General features: G+C 49.7%; 26 protein-coding genes and 1 tRNA gene. 11 read left to right on the plus strand and 16 right to left on the minus strand.

The genetic code is table 11. The annotated features are described in order from the left end of the window. Positions 1-24: 24 nt before the first annotated feature. On the plus strand, positions 25-279 hold the full coding sequence (locus QJ48_RS19345; RefSeq protein ID WP_054975165.1) for a hypothetical protein: 255 nt from the start codon (positions 25-27) through the stop codon (positions 277-279). Positions 280-880: 601 nt separating this feature from the next. Here QJ48_RS19345 and QJ48_RS19350 read toward each other — a convergent pair. The 4 genes from QJ48_RS19350 to QJ48_RS19365 form a co-directional block, all read right to left on the minus strand. Beyond that, a tRNA-Ser gene (locus QJ48_RS19350) sits at positions 881-971 on the minus strand. Positions 972-1,045: 74 nt separating this feature from the next. Further along, positions 1,046-1,279: a DUF951 domain-containing protein gene (locus tag QJ48_RS19355; RefSeq protein ID WP_054975166.1), complete on the minus strand. Its 234-nt coding sequence runs from the start codon at positions 1,277-1,279 to the stop codon at positions 1,046-1,048. After that, positions 1,279-2,178: a mechanosensitive ion channel family protein gene (locus QJ48_RS19360; protein ID WP_054975167.1), complete on the minus strand. Its 900-nt coding sequence runs from the start codon at positions 2,176-2,178 to the stop codon at positions 1,279-1,281. Before QJ48_RS19360 ends, QJ48_RS19355 begins: the two co-directional genes overlap by 1 nt. 14 nt (positions 2,179-2,192) lie before the next feature. Next, positions 2,193-2,435, minus strand: a complete 243-nt coding sequence (locus tag QJ48_RS19365) for a DUF3343 domain-containing protein (protein WP_029192024.1) — start codon at positions 2,433-2,435, stop codon at positions 2,193-2,195. Positions 2,436-2,563: 128 nt separating this feature from the next. Here QJ48_RS19365 and yyaC point away from each other — a divergent pair, with 128 nt between their 5' ends. Beyond that, positions 2,564-3,178, plus strand: a complete 615-nt coding sequence (gene yyaC / locus QJ48_RS19370; protein ID WP_054975168.1) for a spore protease YyaC — start codon at positions 2,564-2,566, stop codon at positions 3,176-3,178. Here the strand turns inward: yyaC and QJ48_RS19375 are convergent. The 12 genes from QJ48_RS19375 to rpmH all read right to left on the minus strand — a co-directional run bounded on the left by QJ48_RS19375 (position 3,153) and on the right by rpmH (position 14,201). Next, positions 3,153-3,626 (minus strand): DUF4446 family protein, encoded by a 474-nt coding sequence (locus QJ48_RS19375; protein ID WP_237762980.1) that lies wholly within the window; start codon positions 3,624-3,626, stop codon positions 3,153-3,155. The two genes, yyaC and QJ48_RS19375, sit on opposite strands and share 26 nt — an antisense overlap. Before the next feature lie 41 nt (positions 3,627-3,667). Beyond that, on the minus strand, positions 3,668-4,822 hold the full coding sequence (locus tag QJ48_RS19380; protein ID WP_054975170.1) for an aminotransferase class V-fold PLP-dependent enzyme: 1,155 nt from the start codon (positions 4,820-4,822) through the stop codon (positions 3,668-3,670). A 104-nt stretch (positions 4,823-4,926) separates the two neighbouring features. Beyond that, positions 4,927-5,787, minus strand: a complete 861-nt coding sequence (locus QJ48_RS19385; protein ID WP_054975171.1) for a ParB/RepB/Spo0J family partition protein — start codon at positions 5,785-5,787, stop codon at positions 4,927-4,929. Further along, entirely contained in the window at positions 5,784-6,542 is a 759-nt protein-coding gene (locus QJ48_RS19390) for a ParA family protein (RefSeq protein ID WP_054975172.1), read from the minus strand. Before QJ48_RS19390 ends, QJ48_RS19385 begins: the two co-directional genes overlap by 4 nt. Before the next feature lie 478 nt (positions 6,543-7,020). Further along, positions 7,021-7,842, minus strand: coding sequence for a nucleoid occlusion protein (noc, locus tag QJ48_RS19395; RefSeq protein WP_054975173.1), 822 nt, complete (start codon positions 7,840-7,842; stop codon positions 7,021-7,023). Positions 7,843-8,000: 158 nt separating this feature from the next. After that, positions 8,001-8,723: a 16S rRNA (guanine(527)-N(7))-methyltransferase RsmG gene (gene rsmG / locus QJ48_RS19400; RefSeq protein ID WP_054975174.1), complete on the minus strand. Its 723-nt coding sequence runs from the start codon at positions 8,721-8,723 to the stop codon at positions 8,001-8,003. Between the two features lies 1 nt (position 8,724). Then, positions 8,725-10,614 (minus strand): tRNA uridine-5-carboxymethylaminomethyl(34) synthesis enzyme MnmG, encoded by a 1,890-nt coding sequence (gene mnmG, locus QJ48_RS19405; protein WP_054975175.1) that lies wholly within the window; start codon positions 10,612-10,614, stop codon positions 8,725-8,727. Positions 10,615-10,644: 30 nt separating this feature from the next. Beyond that, complete coding sequence (gene mnmE, locus QJ48_RS19410) at positions 10,645-12,021, minus strand: tRNA uridine-5-carboxymethylaminomethyl(34) synthesis GTPase MnmE (RefSeq protein WP_054975176.1); 1,377 nt, start codon at positions 12,019-12,021, stop codon at positions 10,645-10,647. An 84-nt stretch (positions 12,022-12,105) separates the two neighbouring features. After that, the gene (gene jag, locus QJ48_RS19415; protein ID WP_054975177.1) at positions 12,106-12,723 is read right to left on the minus strand and encodes an RNA-binding cell elongation regulator Jag/EloR; all 618 of its coding nucleotides are present in this window, start codon (positions 12,721-12,723) and stop codon (positions 12,106-12,108) included. Between the two features lie 12 nt (positions 12,724-12,735). After that, positions 12,736-13,470, minus strand: a complete 735-nt coding sequence (yidC, locus tag QJ48_RS19420) for a membrane protein insertase YidC (protein WP_054975178.1) — start codon at positions 13,468-13,470, stop codon at positions 12,736-12,738. 115 nt (positions 13,471-13,585) lie between these two features. Then, a complete protein-coding gene (rnpA, locus tag QJ48_RS19425) occupies positions 13,586-13,951 on the minus strand; it encodes a ribonuclease P protein component (RefSeq protein WP_054975179.1) in 366 nt (121 codons plus the stop codon). Positions 13,952-14,066: 115 nt separating this feature from the next. Next, a complete protein-coding gene (rpmH, locus tag QJ48_RS19430) occupies positions 14,067-14,201 on the minus strand; it encodes a 50S ribosomal protein L34 (protein WP_054975180.1) in 135 nt (44 codons plus the stop codon). A gap of 506 nt (positions 14,202-14,707) precedes the next feature. Between rpmH and dnaA the strand changes: the two genes are divergently transcribed. The 9 genes from dnaA to QJ48_RS19475 all read left to right on the plus strand — a co-directional run bounded on the left by dnaA (position 14,708) and on the right by QJ48_RS19475 (position 25,719). Further along, a complete protein-coding gene (gene dnaA / locus QJ48_RS19435) occupies positions 14,708-16,078 on the plus strand; it encodes a chromosomal replication initiator protein DnaA (RefSeq protein WP_054975181.1) in 1,371 nt (456 codons plus the stop codon). 210 nt (positions 16,079-16,288) lie between these two features. After that, positions 16,289-17,431, plus strand: a complete 1,143-nt coding sequence (gene dnaN / locus QJ48_RS19440) for a DNA polymerase III subunit beta (RefSeq protein ID WP_054975182.1) — start codon at positions 16,289-16,291, stop codon at positions 17,429-17,431. Positions 17,432-17,448: 17 nt separating this feature from the next. Beyond that, positions 17,449-17,664, plus strand: coding sequence for a S4 domain-containing protein YaaA (gene yaaA, locus QJ48_RS19445; RefSeq protein ID WP_025849832.1), 216 nt, complete (start codon positions 17,449-17,451; stop codon positions 17,662-17,664). Positions 17,665-17,723: 59 nt separating this feature from the next. Continuing rightward, positions 17,724-18,830, plus strand: coding sequence for a DNA replication/repair protein RecF (gene recF / locus QJ48_RS19450; RefSeq protein ID WP_054975183.1), 1,107 nt, complete (start codon positions 17,724-17,726; stop codon positions 18,828-18,830). A 29-nt stretch (positions 18,831-18,859) separates the two neighbouring features. After that, positions 18,860-19,108, plus strand: coding sequence for an extracellular matrix regulator RemB (remB, locus tag QJ48_RS19455; RefSeq protein WP_010502242.1), 249 nt, complete (start codon positions 18,860-18,862; stop codon positions 19,106-19,108). Between the two features lie 57 nt (positions 19,109-19,165). After that, positions 19,166-21,076: a DNA topoisomerase (ATP-hydrolyzing) subunit B gene (gyrB, locus tag QJ48_RS19460; RefSeq protein ID WP_054975184.1), complete on the plus strand. Its 1,911-nt coding sequence runs from the start codon at positions 19,166-19,168 to the stop codon at positions 21,074-21,076. Positions 21,077-21,094: 18 nt separating this feature from the next. Further along, positions 21,095-21,949 (plus strand): polysaccharide deacetylase family protein, encoded by an 855-nt coding sequence (locus QJ48_RS19465; protein ID WP_054975185.1) that lies wholly within the window; start codon positions 21,095-21,097, stop codon positions 21,947-21,949. 64 nt (positions 21,950-22,013) lie between these two features. Next, positions 22,014-24,497, plus strand: coding sequence for a DNA gyrase subunit A (gene gyrA, locus QJ48_RS19470; RefSeq protein ID WP_054975186.1), 2,484 nt, complete (start codon positions 22,014-22,016; stop codon positions 24,495-24,497). Between the two features lie 154 nt (positions 24,498-24,651). Next, positions 24,652-25,719 (plus strand): HD-GYP domain-containing protein, encoded by a 1,068-nt coding sequence (locus QJ48_RS19475; protein ID WP_054975187.1) that lies wholly within the window; start codon positions 24,652-24,654, stop codon positions 25,717-25,719. Positions 25,720-25,967 lie beyond the last annotated feature (248 nt).

Raw genomic sequence — 25,967 nt, forward strand, 5'->3', positions numbered from 1 at the left:
ACTTGGACAAAGGAGGCGCCACAAATGCGCTATAAATATACAAAAATATTGACCATTATGGGCATTGTGCTGTGCTTTATCCATTATATCGGACACGAATACGATCCGGTGTATCTGCTCTTCTATTCGCTCAGCGTGCCCGCCTGGTTTTACCCGATCTTCACCTACACCAATATCAATCCTTGGCCGCTTTATCTGCTCACCGTTCTTTCGTGGACGATTATCGGTTATGCCGTTGACCGCTTCTCCGTCTACCGACGGACGAAGGACGGGCAATGAGTCCCCTAAAGCTGGCGCCAAATTTAAGTATCCTAATAATATATGACGTAAAGATTAAAGGAACCTTGACTTGGTTCCTTTTTAATCGTCTCTTGTTATCCCTGATCTTCTGTCGGGTCCATCCCCTAGCCATCGCATATTCAAATTGCCTTCTTTTATTCCTAATTTAACTTCAGTTTAATCGAAATTCATAAATGTAATTGCGCGTGAACAAGGCATTACTCGCAAAATAACCATATCCGATATAATCGAATACATACCAGACGATAAAAACGCGGAGACCCCGTAACACATACCATATAAAAATAACGCAAAAAACGCCGTCAAATCGATTGATTTCGATTGATTGGCGTTCTTTAGTAACGTTTCTGGCACCCTCTTCTTGGACTCTATCCTTTTTCGAGTGCAAAGCATTAGATTGCACACCCGGAGACCTGCTTCAATATGCACCTGACGACGATAACGCAAAATCCCCGTAACAGTGACGTAAAGTCCTGAATACGGAGATTTCTCTTATGTACTAGAAAGTGTCCTCTTGGCCGATCTCACTTTCCACACAAACAAAAAAACGACCACGTGGTCGTCTCGTTTTTTATGGTTATGGCGGAAAGAGTGGGATTCGAACCCACGCACGGCTTGCGCCGCCTAGCTGATTTCGAGTCAGCCCCCTTGGGCCTCTTGGGTACCTTTCCGCATTAAAGGGACAAGAAATATAATAGCATATACACCTGCACCTATGCAAGTGCTTTTTAATATTTACCAGCCATCAAGCTTCTCCCTGATCCGTTGCCGCAGAATCTTCTGCTGGCGCGGCGGAACGAAGCACTTTTTTCAGCTTGCTTTCGAACTTGGACCTGGGAACGAGCACGCTGTGTTTGCAGCCAACACACTTGATGCGAATGTCCATCCCCATCCGGATGATCTCCATCTCGTTCGTACCGCAGGGATGCGGCTTCTTCATCTGTACGACGTCACCCAACTGATACTGCTTCTTTTCCATCACGATTCCGCCTTTTCCGTTCTATGATAAGTGATCATCCGTGGATAAGGAATTTGAATCCCGTTGGCCTCGAATGCTTTTTTTATCTCCGCATTCAGCTTCCTTGCTACCCCGAACTGCTGGTTAGGCTTGCACTCCGCCGTAATCCGCAGCGTAATTTCCGTTGCTCCCATCATATGGATCCCGAGTACCTCAGGCTCTTTTACCATGTCCACACTTGTATCATAGAATGTTTTGACGGTATCCTCAAGAATCTTCATCGCAAAATCGATATCCGTTTCATACGTTACCGAGACATCAATGACGGCAAGCGAGTTATTGACGGAAAAGTTGGTGACTTGCGCAATCGTCCCGTTCGGAATGATGTGCACTTCCCCTGTCCAGCTCTTCACCCGGGTTACCCGCAGGCCGATTTCTTCGACGGTTCCCTTGTAATTACCTACCTGAATAACGTCGCCTACCGCGAACTGATCTTCAAAAATAATGAAAAATCCGGTAATGACGTCCTTCACCAAGCTTTGCGCACCGAAACCGATCGCCAACCCAACGACACCCGCGCCAGCCAAGACCGGTCCGAGATTCACTTGAAATTGGCTCAAAATCATTAAAATCATAATAAAGTTAACAACGTAAGTAATAATATTTCCCACGAGCTTGCCAATCGTCTTCGAACGCCTCGCGTCGAACTTGATCGGCCCCTTATCCCGCGCCATCATCATATGCTGCAGCGCTTTTTCCGCAACCTTAATGATCACCCTCGCCGCGATATAAATCAGTATGATTTTAATGACGGTGAACAGCAATCCTGTCCACAATTCGGGGTTGGAAACATAGTTGATCAGCTTTTCTTGAAATTGTCCCCATGTGGATAACCCGTTTTTCTGCAACATTTCATCCATTTCGATCTCCCACCTTACAACTCTATGTTAACATAATGCCCGTCCTCTTTACTATAGAGCCCGTGGATATCCACACGTTCTTCTTTAATAATGCGCTTAACCTCCGGAAGATCCGCCTCTTGAAATTCCAGGGATAACGCACACCCAGCCGTAATTTCTTTGGGGGTAGGACACATATCGTTTTCGATATCCGCATAATCGAGGAGCATTTCCGCCCTCAAAGCTTGCTGTGTTGAATCGAAAGCCATGAGCAGCACCCTTCCCACCCCCTTTCTATTTTTTTCTGCCCCGCGTATATTTCGTTCCTAGCAACCGTATACTAGTAACAACCCATTTTCTGGCGTTTCCGATTATCACTCTACCCTTTTCCGCAGGAGGCGTTCCTATGAAACTGCCCTTTCAGAGAGATGTTCAAAAACCTAAAGCCAGTGAAAACTTGAAAATTATGCACTCCGAAGCGAACAGCATCGATCTGCTTTCGGATAAGCTAAGCGCTGTTTTGCGGACGATTCCGGCTCAGCAGCCTATCGTCATCGTTTGCGTAGGCACGGACCGTTCCACAGGCGATGCGCTCGGACCTCTGGTCGGGAGTCAGCTTCAAAAGCAAGGGATCGAGGGCCTCCATCTATACGGTACATTGGAGCATCCGGTTCACGCCATGAATCTGAACGAAACCTTAACGACGATTCAGCAGCATTTCAACGATCCTTTCGTCATTGCGATCGATGCCTGTCTCGGTCAGTTGACTAGTGTCGGCTATATCCAAGTGGGCGATGGTCCGGTCAAACCGGGTGCCGGCGTTAACAAAGAGCTGCCTCCCGTCGGTCACATGCACGTTACCGGTATTGTAAACGTAGGCGGATTTATGGAGTACTTCGTCCTGCAAAACACCCGATTGAGCCTGGTCATGAGCATGGCTGAGGTCATTGCCAAATCGTTCCAAACCGCATTCAGCGGCAAGCGCCAATGGTCTCCTACCTCTTTGGTACGGATCGACTAATCGCTTCCTTCTCTTCGGGGGACAACGCATACTTGGACTGCCCCTGCTCGATCGGCTTCGCATACACATACGTTTCATCGCGGCCATGAATGCCGGAAAGAACGACTCCTGTCTGCTGTTCGTCCAAGATCGCTACGGAGAAGCTCAGATCGCTTCCTGTTTCCGAAAAAGCATTGTACCGGTGTATGCCGATATGCGATTTCATCGTGGACATGTCCCGACGTATCGCTTGAATTTGCTGTTCGTTTCGGCTATCGTTTTCCAGCAAAATATTCCCTTTCTCCTGTAGCTCCATTAGGATCTGTTCAACATTCAAGTTCCCAGTCCCGTTCAGCATGCTTTTGTAATTTCGGCGGAGCTTATTTAATTTTGCCCACAATATGATAACAAGAATTAAAAACAATAAAGAGATTACCGCTGTGATAAACAACAGTACCTCCACAGGCATTTCCAGTACGACATCCCCCACGCTAAAAGCCTCCTGCTCTCCTATTTAAAATGCTTGGCAATTTCACGAACCGCATAGAGCAGTTGATCCGTTTCCTGTTCCGTCGTAAAGCAGCCGACACTAGCCCTTACGGCTCCGCGTTCCAATGTACCGACCATCTCATGAGCAAGCGGCGTACAATGGAAACCGGCCCGAACGGCAATATGAAACGATTGATCCAGGATGAAAGCGACTTCGGACGAATCGGCGCCGGCGATGGTAAAGGCAATAATTCCTGTTTTATTTTGCCCGATTTGCGGCCCTAAAATGGTTACTCCATCAATTTCCATCAACCCGTTCATGATCCTTTGGGTGAGCTTCCATTCTTTCGCGTGAATTTGCTCTACCGTTTGCTTGTGTATGTACTTCACGCCTTCCACAAGTCCTGCAACACCTACCGTATTTTGCGTTCCGGCTTCATACCGGTCCGGACGAACATCGGGCTGCTCCGCAGCTTCGGATTGACTACCGGTACCTCCGTGCAGCAGCGGCTCCAGATCGATCTCAGGATCGATATACAGTCCGCCCGTTCCTTGCGGCCCCAGTAAGCCCTTGTGTCCTGGAAAAGCAAGCATATGAATGCCCAGCTTCTGCACATCGACCTCCATCGTCCCGGCCGTTTGCGCAGCATCAACCAGCAGCTTAATATGATGGTCTCTGCTCAGCTGTCCCAATTCCTCGATCGGCATAATACTCCCTAACAGATTGGAGCTGTGCGTGCTTACAATCAAACTTGTTTGGCGTGTGATTTCGCGACGAACATCGTCCAGGCTCAGCCGCCCTTGCTCGTCTGTTTTCACATAGGTCACCTGAACATTTTTCGTTCGCTTCAAATATTCCAAGGGTCTTCTTACGGAATTGTGCTCGACGGCCGTGCACAGAATGTGATCTCCTTCTTTGACGAACCCTTTAATGGCCAGATTCAAGGCGAAGGTCGTATTGAGAGCATATGCGATATCGTTAGGGTTTTTGATATTGAACAGCTTGGCCAGCTGCTTTCGCCCTTCGAACAATACGCGACTCGCTTTAACAGCCAGTTCATGACTGCCTCTCCCCGGATTGGCAGCAAACTGTTCCATGCAATCATGCATCGCTTTCAACACTTCGGGCGGCTTCGGCCAAGAGGACGCCGCATGATCCAAGTAGATGACCGACATTTGTTCTCACCTCTACTGTCAATTCAGATCCGTTACATAAATATAGCATACCTAGTTTAACCTGTACTTATCAGGCATGACCCGGGTATGCTATACCATCATGGTTAGGAAGTTTTCCCTTGGAGCAGCTCCAACAGACGATCCAAATCATCTTTTGAATAATACAATAACTCGATCTTCCCTTTGTTATTGCTGTGTTTGATTTTAACCGTCGTCCGGTACATTTCTCTCAAGCTTTCTTCCAATTGATTAATGTACGGGTCTTTACGCTTCGGCTTCAGCTTCATCTTTTTCGAATCCGCTTTTTCTTCCAACTTTTTTACTTCCTCTTCAAGCTCGCGAACACTCCATTGCTCTTTTATCGCGGTATCGGCTAAAGCTTTAATGACCTTTTTATCCTTCAGGCCTACGATCGCTTTGGCGTGTCCCATCGATAATGTTCCACGTGAAACATATTCTTTAACTTCTTCCGGAAGCTGCAGCAGGCGAAGAAAGTTTGCAATGTGCGAACGGCTCTTCCCTACCTTTAAGGATAGCTCTTCCTGCGTCAGCTTGAATTGATCGATCAATGCTTGATAAGCTATCGCGATTTCCAAAGCATTCAAATCTTCGCGTTGGACGTTTTCGATTAACGCAATTTCCATAACCTGCTGATCGCTGAACTTTTTCACAACTGCAGGTATCGTCGGTTTTCCGCAAACTTGAGAAGCACGGAATCTTCGCTCGCCGGCAATAATTTCATATCCTTTAAGAACGCTGCGAACGATGATCGGCTGAATGACACCATGCTCTTTAATCGAATCAGCCAATTCCTGAATCGTCTCATCGTTGAAATTGCGTCTAGGCTGATATGGGTTTGGCCGAAGCTGCGCCAATGGAATTTCTACTACTTTGTCGTCTTCGTTAATGCTCAATGCAGGCAACAGTGCATCCAGTCCTTTACCTAAACCAATTTTTTTGCTCAAAGTGCGATCACTTCCTTTGCCAACTCCAAGTATACCTCTGCCCCTTTGGATCTCGGATCATACGTAATGATCGGTTGACCGTGACTGGGAGCCTCACTCAATCTGATATTTCTTGGTATGATTGTCTGATACACCTTCTGTTGGAAGTACTTTTTCACTTCCTCGATGACCTGCATGCCCAAGTTCGTTCTCGCATCGAACATGGTCAACAGCACGCCTTCAATTTGCAGCGTCGTATTGAGATGCTTTTGAACCAATCGAACCGTGTTAAGTAATTGGCTTAATCCTTCCAAAGCATAATATTCACATTGAATAGGAATAATTACCGAGTCAGCAGCCGTTAACGAATTGACAGTCAAGATCCCCAAGGAAGGCGGACAATCGATCAAAATGTAGTCGAACATATGTTTGACAAGCTGCAGTGATTTTTTTAAGCGCAGTTCCCTGGAGATGGTTGGAACAAGTTCAATTTCCGCACCGGCCAATTGAATGGTAGCCGGTATGATTTTCAAATTTTCCAAGGCCGTGTCGGCCATAGCTTCTTTCGGATGAATATCGTTAATAAGAACGTCGTAAATACAGTGAACGACATCTGCTTTATTAATGCCGAGCCCGCTTGTCGTATTTCCTTGCGGATCGATATCGACAAGAAGCACTTTCTTTCCCAAGGATGCCAATGATGCGCCTAAGTTGACGGATGTCGTTGTTTTGCCAACCCCACCCTTCTGGTTGGTTATGGCGATGATTTTAGCCAAAATCTGTTCACCTCAAATAATAAAAACTAGAGTAAATACGATACTTTCGAGGAGTCGAATAGAAGACATACAATTAGCGACAGTAGCGAAAAAAAAGAATCATTGGAGAGCTTCATTCCCTCCCCAATGATCGGTTGGTAAGAAAAGCTTCAAATCGAAGCCTTTTCGAGGAAAATACGTTCGTGCCTCAGCCAAAGCTTTTCCAGTAAAGATAGAATGCTCTATGAAACTCAAACATTCTCATCATAACAGAAAAACTTAAATCGAAGTCATGTCAAAGATGCCCTGAACCCATTCAAATCAACTTGAAGCAGCAGATAACGAACCTACACCCATCATATCTACACAACTATTATGCTGTGTACCATAAAAACCAGACTATCACTATCAGAAATTCATAGATGCTTTTGCGAGATATGTATTCTGACAGCTAAACAAAAGCCTCATTCGAGGCTTCAATAAATCTCTACTCTCTATTTTACCGCTTTGGAATCCGAATTACAATCTCATAGTGATCTTCGTGATCCTGTTCCGTCGTATTGATCGGAAGGCCGGATGAAGTCACCATATCCACCGATTGACGAATCGTGTTCAGGGCTAACCGTACATCTTTGGAGAACGAAACTCGTTTTGTCTTGCTATTTTTAATTTTCGCCGCTTCCTTCAAAAAGGCGATTCTCGCTTCGGTTTGCTTTACGTTCAGTTCCTTGCTTACAATATCCTCCAGAACGCGCAATTGCTGTTCCTCTTGATCCAAGGCTAACAATGCCCTGGCGTGCCGTTCCGTAATTTTCCGTTCCATCAACGCATTTTTCACCGGTTCGCTCAGCTGAAGAAGCCGGATCTTGTTTGCAATCGTCGATTGACTTTTCCCAAGGCGCTGAGCCAGACTTTCCTGCGTCAAGCTGTGCAGATCGATCAACTGCTGGTAAGCTATCGCTTCCTCGATCGCAGTCAAGCCTTCTCGCTGCAAATTCTCGATCAGAGCAATAGATGCCGCTTGCGAATCGTTAAAATCGCGAATAATAGCCGGGATTGTTTCATTCCCCAGCTTTTTGACAGCGCGCCACCTGCGTTCCCCGGCAATTAATTCGTAGCGATTGTTCCGAAGACGCACAACAATCGGCTGAATAACACCATGTGTCTTAATCGTTTGACACAGTTCATCAATCCGCTCATCGTCAAATATCGTTCGAGGTTGGTATGGACTTGGAACGATGTCATTGACAGGAACATTTTTCACTTCGTCAGTCGGCGCTTTTTCAGCAAAACCAAACAATTTTGAGATTTGTTCCTTCATTACGATAACCACCCGATCTTTTTCACCGATAATGAATCTCCACTCTATAAACAATTCTCCAAATATGCCCAAAATCCTGCAAAAGTCTCCGAAGAAGTTTATTATTGTCTCTCACAAAAAGAAGCCGCCTGCTCCAAAATGTTCCACGTGGAACACCATCAAACTAGCGGCGTTTTCAAAGGAGTTCCCGCTTTTCTGGGATACTTTTTGGGAGTTGGAGCTGTCTTTTCTATATCGATAATGTGTCTAGTCGATTCTTCCAAAGGAAGCTGAAAACGATATGTATGGTTCCATTTACCTTTTAACTCTTTAAGGCTAAGTGCCGCTTCCTCTAGCTCCACTTGAACGCCCTGCCCTTTCATGGCAGCAAACCTCCCACCAGATTTCACGAATGGAAGACAAAATTCGTTAAGAACAGCTAGCCGGGCAACAGCCCTCGCGGTGGCAAGATCGTAACGGTCCCGATGTTCAGACATACGCGCAACATCTTCCGCACGTCCATGAATAAACCGCACATCCGTTAATCCTAGCGTATTTCCCAGATGCGTTAAAAACTGTATACGCTTATTGAGTGAATCGACGATCGTGACGTGTAATTGAGGATAGACAATCTTCAAAGGAATGCTCGGAAATCCGGCTCCCGATCCGATATCCGCAACGGAACGAATGTGTTCCATCGGAATAAAAAAAGATACAGAGAGAGAATCATAAAAATGTTTTACGTACACTTGTTCTCTCTCTGTAATCCCCGTCAAATTCATTCGCTCGTTCCATTCGACGAGCTCCCGGTAATAGAGCTCGAACTGATGAAGCTGCGCTTCCGTCAGTTCGATGCCCTTCTCTTTTAACAGTTCGGTAAATTGTTGTTGTACGGCGTCCATATTATCCTCTGGCTGCAACGACTTTATTGTAATGCTCCAAGTGCACAAGCAAAATGGAGATGTCCGCAGGCGTAACTCCGCCAATACGGGACGCTTGACCGATCGAAATCGGGCGGATTTTCGCCAGCTTTTGTTTCGCTTCGGTGGCGATTCCGTGAATTTCATCGTAAATGATGTCGTCCGGAATCCGTTTTTTCTCCATCTTCCGAAGCCGTTCCACCTGTGCAAGCTGCTTCTCAATATAGCCGCTGTATTTCACTTGAATTTCAACCTGCTCCTTCATGTCCTCCGTCAGCTCGTAGGGAGCCGGAGAAATGCCATGAATGTGCTCGTACGTCACTTCCGGCCGGCGGAGCAAAGACAACAGATCGATGGAGTTGTTCAGTTCGGCGCTGCCGAGTGAAGCAAGCATCGCTTGAACCTCCGGCGTCGGTTTCGTCTTTGTCGTTTTGAGCCGTTCAAGCTCGGCTTCGACAAGACGTACTTTCTCCTGATAACGCGCATACCGCTCTTCCGTTATCAGCCCGATATCATAACCGATCCGGGTCAACCGCAGATCCGCATTGTCGTGGCGAAGCAGCAAACGGTACTCGGCACGCGACGTCAGCAGGCGGTAAGGCTCGTTCGTCCCTTTCGTCACCAAGTCGTCGATCATCACGCCGATGTAAGCTTCGGAACGATCCAGAACAACCGGTTCCTTCCCTTGCACTTTGCGGGCCGCATTGATTCCAGCCATAATCCCTTGTCCTGCCGCCTCTTCGTAGCCGGAGGTGCCGTTAATTTGTCCGGCAGTAAACAGCCCGTCGATCACCTTCGTTTCAAGCGACGGCTTCAACTGCGTTGGAATCACGGCATCGTACTCGATCGCATATCCGGTACGCATCATTTCGACCTTCTCCAGCCCCGGAATCGAGCGGAGAATTTGCAGCTGCACATCTTCAGGCATGCTCGTAGAGAGCCCTTGTACGTAGTACTCCTTCGTATTGCGGCCTTCCGGCTCCAAGAAAATTTGGTGCTTCGGCTTGTCGCTGAAGCGTACGATCTTATCTTCGATGGATGGGCAGTATCTCGGTCCCGTTCCTTCGATCGCTCCGGAGAACATCGGAGCCCGGTGCAAATTATCATTGATGATTTGGTGCGTTTCCTCCGACGTATACGTCAACCAGCACGGCAGCTGATTCGGCACTTCCTCGGTCGTATCGTAGGAGAAAAACTTCGGTTTCTCGTCCCCGGGCTGAATCGACGTTTTGCTAAAATCGATCGTATCCTCATGCACCCGCGGCGGCGTCCCCGTCTTAAAGCGAACCAGTTCCAGACCGTGCTTGCGCAGATTTTCCGACAGCTTGACGGCCGGCTGCTGGTTGTTCGGTCCGCTCTCGTACATCAGCTCGCCCATAATGATCTTGCCGCGCAGATACGTACCGGTCGTCAGTACGACCGTTTTTCCCATATATACGGCGCCGCTTTTCGTAACGACACCCTTGCACACGCCGTCCTCGATGATCAGCTCTTCCACCATACCTTGACGAAGCGTCAAGCGGTCCTGCTTCTCAATCGTTTCTTTCATGGCGTGTTGGTACAAAAATTTATCGGCTTGCGCCCGCAAAGCATGCACAGCCGGTCCTTTCCCCGTGTTCAGCATGCGCATTTGAATATACGTTTTGTCGATGTTTCGACCCATTTCACCGCCGAGGGCATCGATTTCGCGCACAACATGCCCTTTCGCCGGTCCGCCGACGGAAGGGTTGCACGGCATAAAAGCAATCATATCCAGATTGATCGTAAGCAGCAGCGTCTCACAGCCCATCCGGGCCGCCGCCAAAGCCGCTTCACTGCCGGCATGGCCGGCACCGATCACAATGACATCATATTGACCTGCAGTGTAAGTCATTCTTCCAACCTCCTAACCCTTTCCGAGAAGTTATTTACCCAAACAAAATTGCGAAAAAATCTGATCTATTAACGATTCGCTTACCGAGTCCCCAATAATTTCCCCCAGGTGCTCCCAAGCGTTACGAATGTCGATTTGAATCATATCGATCGGCACGAAAGCCTCCGTTGCTTCGTGTGCTTCCGTCAGAGCCGATCTCGCCTGCTTCAGCAGATGAATGTGACGAGCGTTGCTCACATAAGTCAGGTCACTTGATTCTACCTGACCGCTGAAAAAAATACTAGCTATAGCTTTTTCCAAGTCAGCGATGCCCTGCTGGGCAAGCAGCGACATCCGCACAACCCGGTCCTCGCCGAACGCTTCCTTCAAAGCTTCTTCCTCAATATGCTGCGGAAGATCCTGCTTGTTGATAATCGCGATCACCTGACGGTCCTTCAGCTGGTCGATCAGCACATACTCATCCGGCTGCAGCCGCTCCGCCCCATTGCATACGAACAGGATCAGATCCGCGTCCGACAGCGCCTGACGCGACTTCTCCACACCGATCTGCTCGACCAGATCCGACGTTTCCCGAATCCCGGCCGTATCAAGCAGCTTGAGCGGAATGCCGTTCACATGCACATACTCCTCCACCACATCGCGGGTCGTCCCGGCAATCTCGGTGACAATGGCCCGCTCTTCCTGCGCCAGCGTATTGAGCAGCGACGATTTGCCGACATTCGGCCGGCCGACGATCGCGGTAACCAGACCTTCCCGCAAAATCTTGCCCTGCTGGGCCGTGGTCAGCATACGCTCGATATCCGACAGCGCGTCCGCACATTTCTCTTTAATAAAAGCGTTCGTCATCTCTTCCACATCGTGCTCAGGGTAGTCGATATTGACCTCGATGTGCGCCATCAGCTCGACCAGCCGGTGACGAAGCTCCTTGATCGTTTTCGATAAGCTGCCCTCCGACTGCTTGAGCGCGATGCGAAACGCCCGGTCCGACTTGGCGCGGATCAGGTCGATGACCGCCTCCGCTTGGGACAAGTCGATGCGGCCGTTTAGAAAGGCGCGCTTTGTGAACTCGCCCGGTTCGGCAAGCCGCGCTCCGTGCTCCAGCAGCAGATCCAGCACCTTCCGCACCGAGACGAAGCCCCCGTGACAGCTGATTTCAACTACGTCTTCCTTCGTAAACGACCGCGGTGCCCGCATCACCGTCACGAGCGATTCCTCCACCCGGGCGCCGGTTTCCGGATCGCGAATATAGCCGTAATTCACCGTATGCGTCGGCACATCCGCGAGCTTCGCTTTCCCTGTAAAAATTTTATCGCACACGGGTACCGCTTCATCGCCGCTGACGCGAATGACCGCGATCCCTCCTTCGCCCATCGGGGTGGCAATCGCCGCAATGGTGTCTTGATTCATGATAGCACCTCTATCTGACTTTCTTCATAATTAAAGAAAAAGCAATGAGGTCATTACGGACATGACATCATTGCAATGTGGCAATCAACGTAAAACGATAACGATTCGGCGGTTCGGCTCGTCTCCGCGGCTGAACGTGCGAACCTTGTCGTGCTGCTGCAGCCAAGAGTGAATCACCTTGCGCTCCGCAGGCGACATCGGCTCCAGCACCACTTCCTTGCGCGTCCGGACGACGCGTTCCGCCAGTCGGTCGGCCAGCTCCTGCAGCGTCTTGGTCCGGCGCTCGCGAAACTGCTCGGCGTCCAGAACGATACGCACATGACGATCCGAAAAGCGGTTGGCGACAATATTGACCAAGTACTGCAGCGCATCCAGCGTCTGGCCGCGGCGCCCGATCAGCATGCCGAGCTCCGAGCCGTGCAGATGAAGCTGCGTACCGTCTTTGTCCTGTTTTTGTTCGATCCGCACATCAAGCTTCATGCTGCGAAGAACTTCCTGCAGGAACGCAACCGCTTCCTCGAGCGCATCGGGCAGCAGCTCAAGCTCCACCCGGGCGTCCTTCGCCCCGATGAGGCCGAACAAGCCTTTGGAGGGCTGCTCCAGCACGCTGATTTTCACCCGTTCCTCCGGCACGCCGAGCTGCCCGAGTCCATTTTTGACGGCTTCGTCAATCGTTTTACCCGTAACCACGATTTTCTTCATATCATCGCACCCTTACTTTTTAGATCCGCCCTTTTTATTAGGTACACCATAAATAAAGTAAGATTGAACAATGGTGAACAGGTTGCTGTATACCCAGTAAAGCGGCAGCGCCGAAGCGAAATTCATCGCCATCACGAAAATAAGAATCGGGAAAATAAACATCAGGCTTTGCATTTGCGGGTTCATTTGCGACGACATCATTTTTTGCTGCAAGTACGTCGTTAGCGCAGCCAGGAGCGGCAGGATATAATAAGGATCTTTTGTGCCGAGCTGCATCCACAGGAAGGAATGTTCGCCGATGTGATGGTTGCGCATAATCGCGTTGTAAAGCGCAATCAAAATCGGCATCTGCACAAGCACCGGAAGACAACCGGCAAGCGGATTGACGCCTTCCTTCTGGAAGAGCTTCATCGTCTCTTCTTGCTGCTTCTTCACGTCGTCTTTATGTTTTTCCTTCAACTTCTGCAGTTCCGGTTGCAGTTCCTGCATCCGCTTCGAGCTTTTGTATTGTTTCAACGTCAACGGCAATATAATAAGCCGGATAATAATCGTTACGATAAGAATCGATAATCCGTACTGTCCCCCGAACAGGTTAGCGAACCAGTCGAGCGTATTGGCCAGCGGCCCTACGGCATACTTGTCCCACATACTGTTGGTCGGGTCGATGGGGGCGTTGGCGGGGCTGCATCCAGCCAGCAGCAGCAATACCGACACGAGCGGTATATATTTCAGTAATCGACGCGTCAAAAGAGTATCCTCCCAGTATCATCTTTTCCAATAATCAACTATATCATATCTTTGGACACAAAGAAACTGATCCCCGCGAATCACTGGCCTCGAAGGCAGCGTACCATCGCGAAGCTCAGCCTGGTCCCGGACTATTTTCTTTGCGCTGCAGCAGCGACGCGCGTTTAAACACGTGCAGCACGCTCTTTTCCATCTCGTGATAGGACATTTCGGCCGCCGGCTTCCTGGCAATGAGGATCAGATCGTACCCTCCCGGAATCCGGGCGGCGTTCAATCGCACAATCTCCTTTAGAAGGCGCCGGATCCGGTTGCGCACAACGGCGTTGCCGAGCTTTTTGCTGACCGAAACCCCTAGCCGAAACGAAGCCTGCTGCGGCTGCGCTTTATAATACAGAACGAACTGGTGATTCGCAGCGGATTTGCCGTGACGATATACCTTATCGAAATATTCTCTTTTGGTCAGTCGGTTTTTCTTTTCCATGCGGCATCGCTCCATATGGTCAATCCTTAGCGGCATAGGCTTTCCTATCGTTCGCGAATTCGACCCGATTTAAACGAATGCAACAAAAAAGACCACCTGACAGTGGTCTCTCGTCTTATGCGCTCAGTACTTTTCTTCCTTTTTGACGGCGAGCAGCCAATACTTTACGGCCGTTCTTCGTGCTCATTCTTTTACGGAAGCCATGAACTTTTTTGCGCTTTCTAACGTTCGGTTTGAAAGTCGGTCTCATCTATCGTGCACCTCCTCGAAGGATTTGGTTCCCAATCCCCAAAAATACCTTTTAACATTAAACCACTTTACGTGTCAAAAGTCAACTTCCTGCATACAAAAAAGTTATGCACAGCTTTCGGCCAAATTCGACCATTTCTCCCCTGTGAATAAAAAAATCGGGTTTTCCACTGCCCTTATCGATTTGTAAACAGATTATAAACAATATCTAGTGCTGTTGATAACTTATATACACAAGGTCTTGGGTATGTGGATAATCCCAAACATTCCATTGCGAACGCGGGTCTTTTTTGATATCATGAATATGTTTTCCTTTGTGGATACGGATTTTTTTCAACAATGTTATCAACAGCCTGTGGATATCTCTGTGAACAATTTTCAGTGCCTCTGTATAATGAAAATTTCGTAAACCTGCACATTGTGGATAGTTTCGACAGCATCTGATTTTTTTCTACAGGGTCGCGGCTTAAGCCATACCGGTTATTTTTTTGAAGGAGTGAATAGATTGTGGAAAGCCATCCCAACGACCAGTGGCAGCAAGTTCTTTCCATATTGCAAAAAAGGGTGAGCAAGCCAAGCTACGAGACGTGGCTGACTTCCACAAGAGCCGTGGCATTCAACGATTCCACGGTCGTCATCTGTACCCCCAACAATTTTTCCCGGGAATGGCTTGAAAACCGGTACACCAAACATATAAAGGAAGCCGTATTCGATTACTGCGGCAAGCAGGTCGAATTAAAGTTCATCATCGAGTCCGAAGACGAAGCCGATTCGTTCAGCCGCTCTTCCTCCCCGTCAACCATTCCTGCAAGCGCGCCGCAAACTGCCGTTTCCGAGGAAACGGTCAGCCACATGCTTAATCCCAAATATTTGTTCGATTCGTTCGTCATCGGATCGGGCAATCGCTTCGCTCATGCCGCATCGCTCGCGGTCGCCGAAGCGCCGGCCAAAGCATACAATCCGCTGTTTTTGTACGGCGGCGTGGGACTGGGGAAAACGCACTTGATGCACGCGATCGGCCATTACGTGCTTGAGCATAATCCGAGCGCCAAGGTCGTCTACATCTCGTCCGAAAAATTCACGAACGAGTTCATCAATGCGATCCGGGACAACCGGGGGGAAAGCTTCCGCAACAAGTACCGCAATATCGACGTGCTTCTTATAGATGATATTCAGTTTATTGCGGGAAAAGAATCGACGCAGGAAGAATTTTTCCACACATTTAACGCGCTGCACGAAGAGCGGAAGCAGATCATCATCTCCAGCGACCGGCCGCCAAAGGAAATTCCGACGCTCGAAGAACGGCTGCGCTCCCGGTTCGAATGGGGACTCATTACGGACATTCAGCCTCCGGACCTGGAGACGCGGATTGCCATTCTTCGCAAAAAAGCGAGAGCAGAGAACCTGGATATTCCCAACGAAGCGATGGTCTACATAGCGAACCAGATCGATTCGAACATTCGGGAGCTGGAAGGCGCCTTGATTCGGGTGGTCGCTTACTCGTCTCTTATTAACGAAGACATCACGTCGCATTTGGCGGCCGAGGCGCTCAAGGATATTATCCCGAGCAGCCGTCCGCGGGTGATCACGATTCACGACATCCAGCAGAAGGTCGGCGAATTTTACGGCTTGAAGCTGGAGGATTTCAAAGCGAGGAAACGTACCAAAACCGTGGCTTTCCCGCGGCAAATCGCCATGTATCTGGCCCGTGAGATGACTGACTTTTCGCTGCCGAAGATCGGCGAGGCGTTCGGCGGACGCGACCATACGACCGTCATTCATGCGCACGAAAAAATATCCGAAGCGCTCAAGTCCGACCAGGAATTATATAAAATCATCCAGAACCTTACCGAAAAAGTGAAAAACGTGACGATGTAACGATTGGCGTCTACTTCACTGCCCTCAATCCACAACTGAATAAAGGGGAGCCTATGCACACGCTTATTCACATGTGGATAGGCTCTCTTTTTGCCTTATTCACGCAGTTATCCACATATCCCGAGGCCCTACTACTATTACTATAAAAAAACATGTAATATAGAGGTATATGCGCGACTCTCCCATTTTAGAACCCGTAGGAGTGAAATTATGAAGTTAACCGTACTGAAAGAATTTTTAAATGAGTCGATTCAGCACGTTTCCAAAGCCATTTCCAGCAAAACGACGATTCCCATTTTAAGCGGAATTAAAATAGACGCCGATTCTACCGGTATCACGCTGACGGCCAGCGATACCGATATTTCAATCCAGAGCTTCATCCCTAACGAAAAAAATGAGCTGCAAGTCATCGACCTGAAGCAATCCGGCAGCGTCGTGCTCCCTTCCAAGTTTTTCGTGGAAATTATCCGCAAGCTTCCGGCGCAGCAGGTCGAGATTGAGGTTAAAGACCATTTCCAAACGACGATCCGTTCCGGTTCTTCGGAAATTCAGCTGGTCGGACTTGATCCGGAAGAATATCCGATCATGCCGGGCATTGAAGAGAACAAACGGATTCAGATCCCGAGCGATCTGCTTAAAACGATGATCAAGCAGACGTCGTTTGCCGTGTCCACGAACGAAGCCACACCGATTTTGACCGGAATTCTGTGGACCATTTCGAACGGGAAGCTGAAATTTACCGCCTGTGACCGACACCGTCTGGCTTCCAGGGAAACGAACATCGATACCGATGTCGATTTCTCCCTTAATAATGTTTCCATATCTGGGAAAACTTTGAACGAGCTGTCCAAAATTTTGCCCGATCAAAACACGCTGATCGACGTCGTATTCGCCGAAAATCAGGTGCTGTTCAAAATGAGCTCGATTCTTTTCTACACCCGTATCCTGGACGGAACGTATCCGGATACGTCGAAGCTCATTCCGCAGGCGTATCAGACCGAGCTGGTTGTCAACACGGACAATCTGGCGGACGCGATCGACCGCGCCTACCTGCTTTCGCGGGAAGAAAAAACGAATATCGTGAAGCTCGTCATGCACGAGGACGAGACCATTGAAATTTCCTCGAGCTCGTCCGAGCTGGGGAAAGTCACCGAGGAGCTGACGACGGCCAGCCTTAAAGGGGATCTGCTGCGCATTTCGTTCAACTCCAAATATATGCTCGATGCGCTCAAAGTTATGGACAGCGAGCAGATTCATATCGGTTTTACCGGTGCGATGCAGCCGATCATCATTCGGCCCGACGAAAATTCGAGCCTGCTGCAGCTTATTTTGCCGTACCGGACTACAGGCTAAAGGAGCGCCTTTCACGGATGAAAAATATCGGCATTCGCACCGAATATATTACGCTCGGGCAATTTTTGAAGCTCGCCGACTGCATCTCCACCGGCGGGCAAGCCAAGAGCTTCCTGCAGGAAGCTACCGTTATCATCAACGGCGAGCCGGATAACCGCCGCGGCCGCAAGCTCGTGGCCGGCGACATCGTTAACGTTGCAGGCTGCGGCGAGTTCCAAGTCGTACAGGAATAAAGCCCGGCATATGCTTTCGAAGAAGGCTTTGCTGCGCAAAGCCCTTAGGAGGAACTCTATTGCAGTTAAAACGGCTTTCATTGCAGCATTACCGTAACTACGACCAGATGGAATTCCAAACCGACAACATGGTCAACATCATTGTCGGACCGAACGCACAAGGCAAAACGAACCTGCTCGAATCGATCTTCGTGCTGGCGTTGACCAAATCCCACCGGACGCATCAGGACAAAGAGCTGATCCGGTGGAACGCTTCCTCCACGCTGCTGCACGCCGAAGTCGAAAAGCGCTACGGTACGGTGCAGCTCGATTTATCCATATCGCAGCAAGGCAAAAAGGCCAAGGTGAACGGGCTGGAGCAAAAAAAGCTCAGCAATTTCATCGGGGCCTTAAACGTCGTTATGTTCGCGCCTGAAGATTTGGAGATCGTCAAAGGCTCGCCCGGCGTCCGCAGGCGCTTTCTCGATATGGAAATCGGGCAGGTTTACCCGTCCTATTTGTACGACCTGTCGCAGTACAATAAAATTTTGCAGCAGCGCAACAATTACTTGAAGCAGCTGTTTTCCTCGCCGGGCAAAGCTTCCATGCTGGACGTATGGAATGAGCAATTAATGCAGTTTGGTGTTAAAATTATGAAAAAACGTCAAAGCTTTATAAAGAAGCTGCAAGCATGGGCCGAAAAGATTCATGTGGGCATCACCAACGGCTCCGAGCAGCTTCGCATCGAGTACGACTGCGCCTTGTCCCATGCGCTGGAACAAGAAGACGCTGTTTTATTTGACCATTTTATGATAAAGTTATCACAGGTGAAGGATCAGGAGCTTCGCCGGGGCGTGTCGTTGGTCGGGCCGCACCGCGACGATCTGCGATTTTATATCAACGACAAGGAAGTGCAGACGTTCGGCTCCCAAGGGCAGCAGCGGACGACGGCTTTGTCGCTTAAGCTGGCCGAGATCGAGCTGATCCGCGAGGAGGTCGGCGAATATCCCCTGCTCTTGCTCGACGATGTGCTCTCCGAGCTTGACCGCTACCGCCAAACCCAGCTTATCGAGACGTTTCAACGCAAGGTCCAAACCTTCATAACAACCACTGGCATTGAAAGCATAGATTTGTCAAAACTGGAAAGCGCTTCTGTGATTCAGGTTCGGGACGGAAGCTTGACATAGATAGTTTTGCCGATAAGGAGTGGGCCAGCGTGTTTATCCATTTGGGCGGAGAAAAAATTATTCGCGCCGCAGAGCTTGTCGCCATTTTTGACCTTTCCATTGAGAAATCATCGAAAATATCGAAACAATTTATAACGTATGCCAATAAAGACAAGAAGGTGGAAGTCATCGGCGAGGAGGAAAGCAAGTCGCTCGTGGTGACCCAGACGAAAGTATACTATTCTCCGATTTCGTCCATGACCTTGAAGAAACGGGCTCATCATCTGTTAACGAACTAGATCTTTGAAACGCTTCGTAAGGAAGCTTTTCTTAATTACGGAAAAGTGGGTGTCTGCATGTCTGTGAATCCAGGTACAACTTATGATGAAAGTCAAATCCAGGTGCTTGAAGGTCTGGAGGCCGTTCGCAAGCGTCCGGGGATGTACATCGGCTCGACGAGCAGCCGCGGCCTTCATCATCTGGTATGGGAAGTCGTCGACAATAGTATAGACGAAGCTTTGGCGGGATACTGTACCCGAATCCATGTCATCGTTCACCGGGATAACAGCATTACCGTTATCGACAACGGGCGCGGTATTCCGGTCGGCGAGAATCCGAAGCTGAAGAAATCGACGGTAGAGGTCGTCCTCACCGTGCTTCATGCCGGCGGCAAATTCGGCGGCGAAGGCTACAAAGTTTCCGGCGGCTTGCACGGGGTAGGCGTATCCGTCGTGAACGCCCTTTCCAAGAAGCTGATCGTAGAAGTCAAGCTGAAAGGCAAGGTGCACCAGCAGGAATACCGTTACGGTGTTCCGCAGCATGAATTGCAAGTGATCGGCGAGACCGACGAAACGGGAACGAAAGTGACGTTTTGGCCCGACGAGCAGATTTTTACGGAAACGACGGAGTACTCGTATGAGACGCTCCAATCACGGATTCGGGAACTGGCGTTCTTAAATAAAGGCATCGAAATTACACTGACCGACGAACGTACGGACGTATCCCAGTCGTTTTTCTACGAAGGCGGGATCGTCTCATTCGTCGAGTTTTTGAATCAGAACCGCGAAGCGCTGCACCAGCCGATCTATGTCGAAGGGCAAAAAGATAACATTCAGGTTGAAATCGCCCTGCAATATAACGACAGCTACACGGAGAACATCTATTCGTTCGCCAACAACATCAACACGCATGAAGGCGGTACGCACGAGTCCGGCTTCAAAAGCGCATTGACCCGCATATTGAACGATTTTGCGCGGAAATTCAATGCGATTAAAGACAACAATGCGAATTTGACCGGCGACGATGTGCGCGAGGGAATCACCGCGATTATCTCCGTGAAAATTCCGGAACCGCAGTTCGAAGGCCAGACGAAGACGAAGCTCGGCAACAGCGAAGTTCGCGGGATTGTCGAGTCCCTTTTTGCCGAGAAGCTGCAGGAGTTCATGGATGAAAATCCGACAATAGCACGCAAAATCATCGAGAAAGGCGTCCAGGCGCAAAGAGCCCGGGAAGCCGCGCGGAAAGCCCGCGAACTGACGCGCCGCAAAAGCGCGCTCGAAGTCAGCTCTCTGCCGGGCAAGCTGGCCGACTGTTCCTCCAAGGACGCTTCGATCAGCGAAGTGTATATCGTCGAAGGGGACTCCGCCGGCGGCTCCGCGAAGCAAGGACGCGACCGGCATTTCCAAGCCATTTTGCCGCTGCGCGGTAAAATTCTTAACGTGGAAAAAGCGCGTATGGACAAAATTTTGTCCGACAACGAAATCCGGGCGATCATTACGGCGCTCGGTACGGGAATCGGGGAAGATTTCGATATTACCAAAGCGCGTTACCATAAAATCATTATCATGACGGACGCCGACGTCGACGGCGCCCATATCCGGACGCTGCTCCTGACGTTCTTCTACCGTTACATGCGGAAGTTGATCGAAGCCGGCTACGTCTATATCGCCCAGCCGCCGCTTTACAAGCTCGAACGGAACAAAACGGTGCGCTATGCGTACAACGACAAGCAGCGGGAAACGATCTTGGCCGAATTCGGCGACGGCGTCAAAGTGAATATTCAGCGTTATAAAGGTTTGGGCGAGATGAATCCAGAACAGCTGTGGGAGACGACCATGGACCCGGAAAGCCGTACGATGCTCCAGGTCAGCATTCAAGATGCGATCGAAGCCGATACGATGTTCGATACGTTGATGGGCAGCAATGTCGAGCCGCGGCGCGACTTTATCCAGCTGCACGCCAAATTCGTTCAAAACCTGGATATTTAACGGCTTAGCATGCGAAATATGAAAAAATACGGCTTGCTGTGGCTGCTCGCGGCAGTCGCTTGGCTGCTGCTCGTCCCGGGCATGTTCCATGGACGGGGAACGGACGTCTGGTACTCAGACCGGGTAGCGGTCATCGCCTATCACCATATCGACGATCATACGCAGGGCGACGTTACGATAACGACGGCGCGCTTTCGCGGCCAACTAACCGATCTGCTGCAGCGGGGATACCATTTCATATCGCTGCAGCAGTTTCGCGATTTTATGGCCGGCGGGCAGGTACCGCCAAATGCCGTGCTGGTCACGTTTGACGACGGGTACCGGAGCTTTTATACGAATGCTTACCCGGTCTTGAAAGAACTGAATATTCCAGCCGTTAACTTTGTCATCACGAAAGATCTTGAGCATCCCGATCAGAGCCTGATTCCTTCGCTTTCCAGGGATCAGATCCGTTTTATGACCCGGGAAATGAAAGACATCGACGCCCAGTGCCACTCGGACAGCCTGCATAACCGGGCGCCTGACGGCGGGCCGCTGCTGACGACCCGGCTTCCTAAGGACAGCGGCACCGAAGATCTGCCGCAATTCGAAAAGCGGATTACCGATGATACGAATGCATGCGTCAACAAGCTGAAGGAGCTTTACGATCGTCCGGTGGATGCTTATGCGTATCCATTCGGCTACTATGACGAGCAATCGATTGCCTTGCTTCGCAAGGCAGGCATTCGATACGGTTTTACAACGGCAAGCGGCTTGACCGGCCGGGATGCGGACCCAATGCAAATTCCGCGCATTAACGCAGGAAGTCCATTTGTTAAAGAGAACTCATTGAATAATTTAATTATTAAATCGATTTCCCGTAAGTCTTCATAGCACAGTCTTATACCTTTTTATAGCAGTAGTTCTTATGAGCAGATAGCATGTAGGAGGGGTACACATGTCGGAAGAATCTCGTTCGCAGATTAGAGAAATCGATATCGGCTCGGAAATGCGCACCTCCTTTATGGATTACGCAATGAGCATCATTGTCAGCCGTGCTCTGCCGGATGTACGGGACGGGCTTAAGCCGGTGCATCGCCGTATTTTGTATGCGATGTCCGAGCTGGGTATGGCGCCGGACAAGCCGTATAAAAAATCCGCCAGAATCGTCGGCGAAGTCATCGGTAAATACCATCCGCACGGCGACTCGGCCGTTTATGAAACCATGGTCCGGATGGCGCAGGATTTCTCCTTGCGCTATATGCTCGTTGACGGCCACGGAAACTTCGGTTCCATCGACGGCGATATGGCCGCGGCCATGCGTTACACCGAAGCGCGCTTGTCCAAGATTGCGATGGAGCTGCTACGCGACATCAACAAAGAAACGATCGACTTTGTGCCTAACTACGACGGCGAAGAACAAGAACCTGCTGTCCTGCCGGCGCGTTTTCCGAACCTGCTGGTAAACGGTTCGTCCGGGATTGCGGTCGGTATGGCCACCAATATTCCGCCGCACAATATGATCGAGGTCATCAACGGCGTTCAGCAGTTGATCGAGAATCCCGATGCGACGCCGCTCGATTTGATGCAATCGATCAAAGGCCCCGACTTCCCGACGGGCGGTTATATTATGGGCCGCGAGGGAATCAAGCAAGCGTATGCGACCGGACGCGGTTCCGTCACCATGCGCTCGAAAGCGACGATCGAAGAAAACGGCAATAAAGCGCGGATCATCGTGCACGAGCTGCCGTATCAAGTAAATAAAGCCCGGTTGATCGAAAAAATCGCCGAGCTGGTCCGCGATAAAAAGATCGACGGCATTACCGATTTGCGCGATGAATCCGACCGTAATGGGATGCGTATCGTCATCGAGCTGCGCCGCGACGTCAATCCGAATGTCGTGCTGAACAACTTGTACAAGCAGACCGCAATGCAGTCGAACTTCGGTATCATCATGCTTGCGCTTGTCAACGGCGAGCCGAAAGTCCTCAACCTTCGCGATATGCTGTTCCATTATTTGGAACACCAAAAAGATGTTATTCGCCGCAGAACCGAATACGAGCTCCGCAAAGCGGAAGCGCGCGCGCACATCTTGGAAGGACTTCGCATCGCCTTGGATCATTTGGACGAAGTCATTGCCTTGATCCGCGCTTCCCGTACGACCGAAGAGGCCCGTGACGGCTTGATGCAGCGCTTCAGTCTCAGCTTCGACCAAGCCCAGGCGATTCTGGACATGCGTCTGCAGCGCCTCACCGGTTTGGAGCGCGAGAAGATCGAAGAGGAATACGCCGAGCTGCAGAAGAAAATTGCCGAATTCAAGGCGATTTTGGCTGACGAAAGGCTCGTTCTGAATATCATCAGCGAAGAGCTGAACGAAATCAAAGAGAAGTTCGGCGACGACCGCCGTTCCGAAATTACGATCGGCGGAGACAGCATCGAGGATGAGGATTTGATTCCTCAAACCGACGTCGTCATCACCATCTCGCATACCGGTTATATTAAGCGACTGCCGGTATCGACATACCGCAGCCAGCGCCGCGGAGGCAAAGGCGTCATCGGGATGGATACGAAAGACGACGACTTCGTAGAACACCTGTTCGTAACGAACTCGCACCATTATTTGATGTTCTTTACGGATAAAGGGAAAGTGTATCGTCTCAAGGCGTACGAAATTCCGGATCTAAGCCGTACTGCGCGGGGAACGCCGATCATTAACCTGATTCAGATTGAACAAGGCGAGACGATCAATGCGGTTATCCCGGTCGAAAGCTTCGATTCCGACAAATATTTGTTCTTTGCCACGAAGAACGGTTTGGTGAAGAAGACGCCGCTTGACGATTATTCCAATATCCGCAAGGGCGGACTTATTGCTGTTACCCTTCGGGAGGATGACGATTTGATCGGCGTCAGGCTGACGGACGGCAACCAATCGATCATTATGGGAACGAAGGAGGGCATGTCCATCCATTTCCCTGAACAGGAAGTAAGAGCGATGGGCCGGGCCGCCACCGGCGTCAAAGGGATTCAGCTCGACGAGGGCGATGCGGTCATCGATATGGATGTCGTGCATGAGGATAACAGCGTGCTGATCGTAACCTCCAAAGGGTTCGGCAAGCGTACGCCGGTTTCCGAGTACCGTCTCCAATCCCGCGGCGGCAAAGGCATCAAGACGCTTAATGTAACGCCGAAGAACGGCCCGGTTGTCGGTCTCAAGATTGTTCAGGAAGAAGAAGACCTCATGATCATTACCGCATCGGGAACCGTTATTCGGACCAGCATGTCCGGCATTTCGCTCATGGGCCGTAACACGCAAGGGGTCAAGCTCATTAACATTCGGGAAGAGGACGAGGTATCGACCTTGGCTCGTGTGGATAAGAGTGAGGAGCAGCCGGAGCTAGAAGAGGGCGAGGAGTCTTCGGAAGGCCAAGAAACGCAAGAATAACTAAACCTTTAAATATTTTAGACGAAAGATGAGAAGAATGGGGCTTACATCCCCATTCTTTTTCGTTTATAATAACAACATATGGGTCTAAAGTATTATTTTTTGACAATTTTTGATCCGCGGAAGCTGATAAGAGGTAAGGTGAGGGAATCCCATGGTAACCGTTCCTGTTTCCCAATTGAAACCCGGCGAAAGAATTATCGAGAATGTGCTCACCAAGTTTAATAATATTTTGTTCATGAAGGGAAAAATCGTATCGGAGCGCGATCTGGATATTTTGCGGGCATTCCTGATTCCAGCCGTTCAGATCGAGTCCAAAGACGGGGAAGCGGAGCCTGCCGCGCAGGAAGCGGCGTCTGAGGAGCAAGCCGACAACGTCCTGCCTTTTCATGAGCATTATCATAAAATGCTGCATCTGCTTCGCCGCGTATTCAATACTGCCGCATCGGGAGGACATAACCCGCCGATTCTGGACATTCGTACGACGCTCGAAGCGCTAATTAAAAATATTGACCAATATAACGTGCTGACGTTCAACCCGCGTCATTTTCAACTGAGCGATTTTATTTACCATAACAGCATTATGGTTAGTCTGACATCGTATCTTTTGGCCAAATGGCACGGGGTGTCTTCCAAGGAGCTAATGCAGGTTGCTCTTGCCGGATTGCTGCATGATATCGGCAATGCCAAAGTGGATCCCGCTATTTTGTTCAAGCCTACCAAGCTTACCGCCGAGGAAACCGAAGATATGAAGCGGCATACCATTATCGGCTACAACATGTTGAAGCTTGTTCCGGCGATCAACGAAGGGGTCAAGCTGTGTGCTCTTCAGCACCACGAGCGGGAGGATGGTTCCGGCTATCCGCTTGGCATTCACGGCGATAAAATTCATGCGTATTCCAAAATCGTAGCCGTTGCCGATATGTTCCACGCCATGACGAACGACCGTTTTCACAAAAAGGCTGTTTCGCCATACCTTGTTTTGGAACAGCTTCAAAAAGAGTCGTTCGGCAAAATGCAGCCTGCCATCGTTCAGACGTTTATAAGCAAAGTAACCGCATTCCATAATAGCATGCTTGTTAGGCTGAGCGATAACCGGGTTGGCGAAATCGTGTTCTCCGACCGTGCGCATCCGACGAGACCATGGGTTAACGTGAACGGCAAAATCATTAATCTTACGGTAGAACGTCATTTGCATATTCAAGAGGTTATTAAGAAATAAAATATTTTCGGATCAAGGCTTGACTTTCGATTCGATTATATGTTACATTAGTCTTCGCCCCTTCGGAGGGCGAGGGCTTTTTTTCTCTCTTGTATCAACTTGGTAGAAAAAAAGTACTTGCAATCGAATAGGCAAGTGTGATATATTAATCAAGTCGCCGCTAAACAAGGCGACAAGGAAATTGCCCTTTGAAAACTGAACATCGAGTGAGTGTCATATAAGAGAATGCAAATTCTCGTCAGTAGTAA

Source organism: Paenibacillus sp. A3 (genome assembly GCF_001399685.1).
Lineage (GTDB): Bacteria > Bacillota > Bacilli > Paenibacillales > NBRC-103111 > Paenibacillus_G.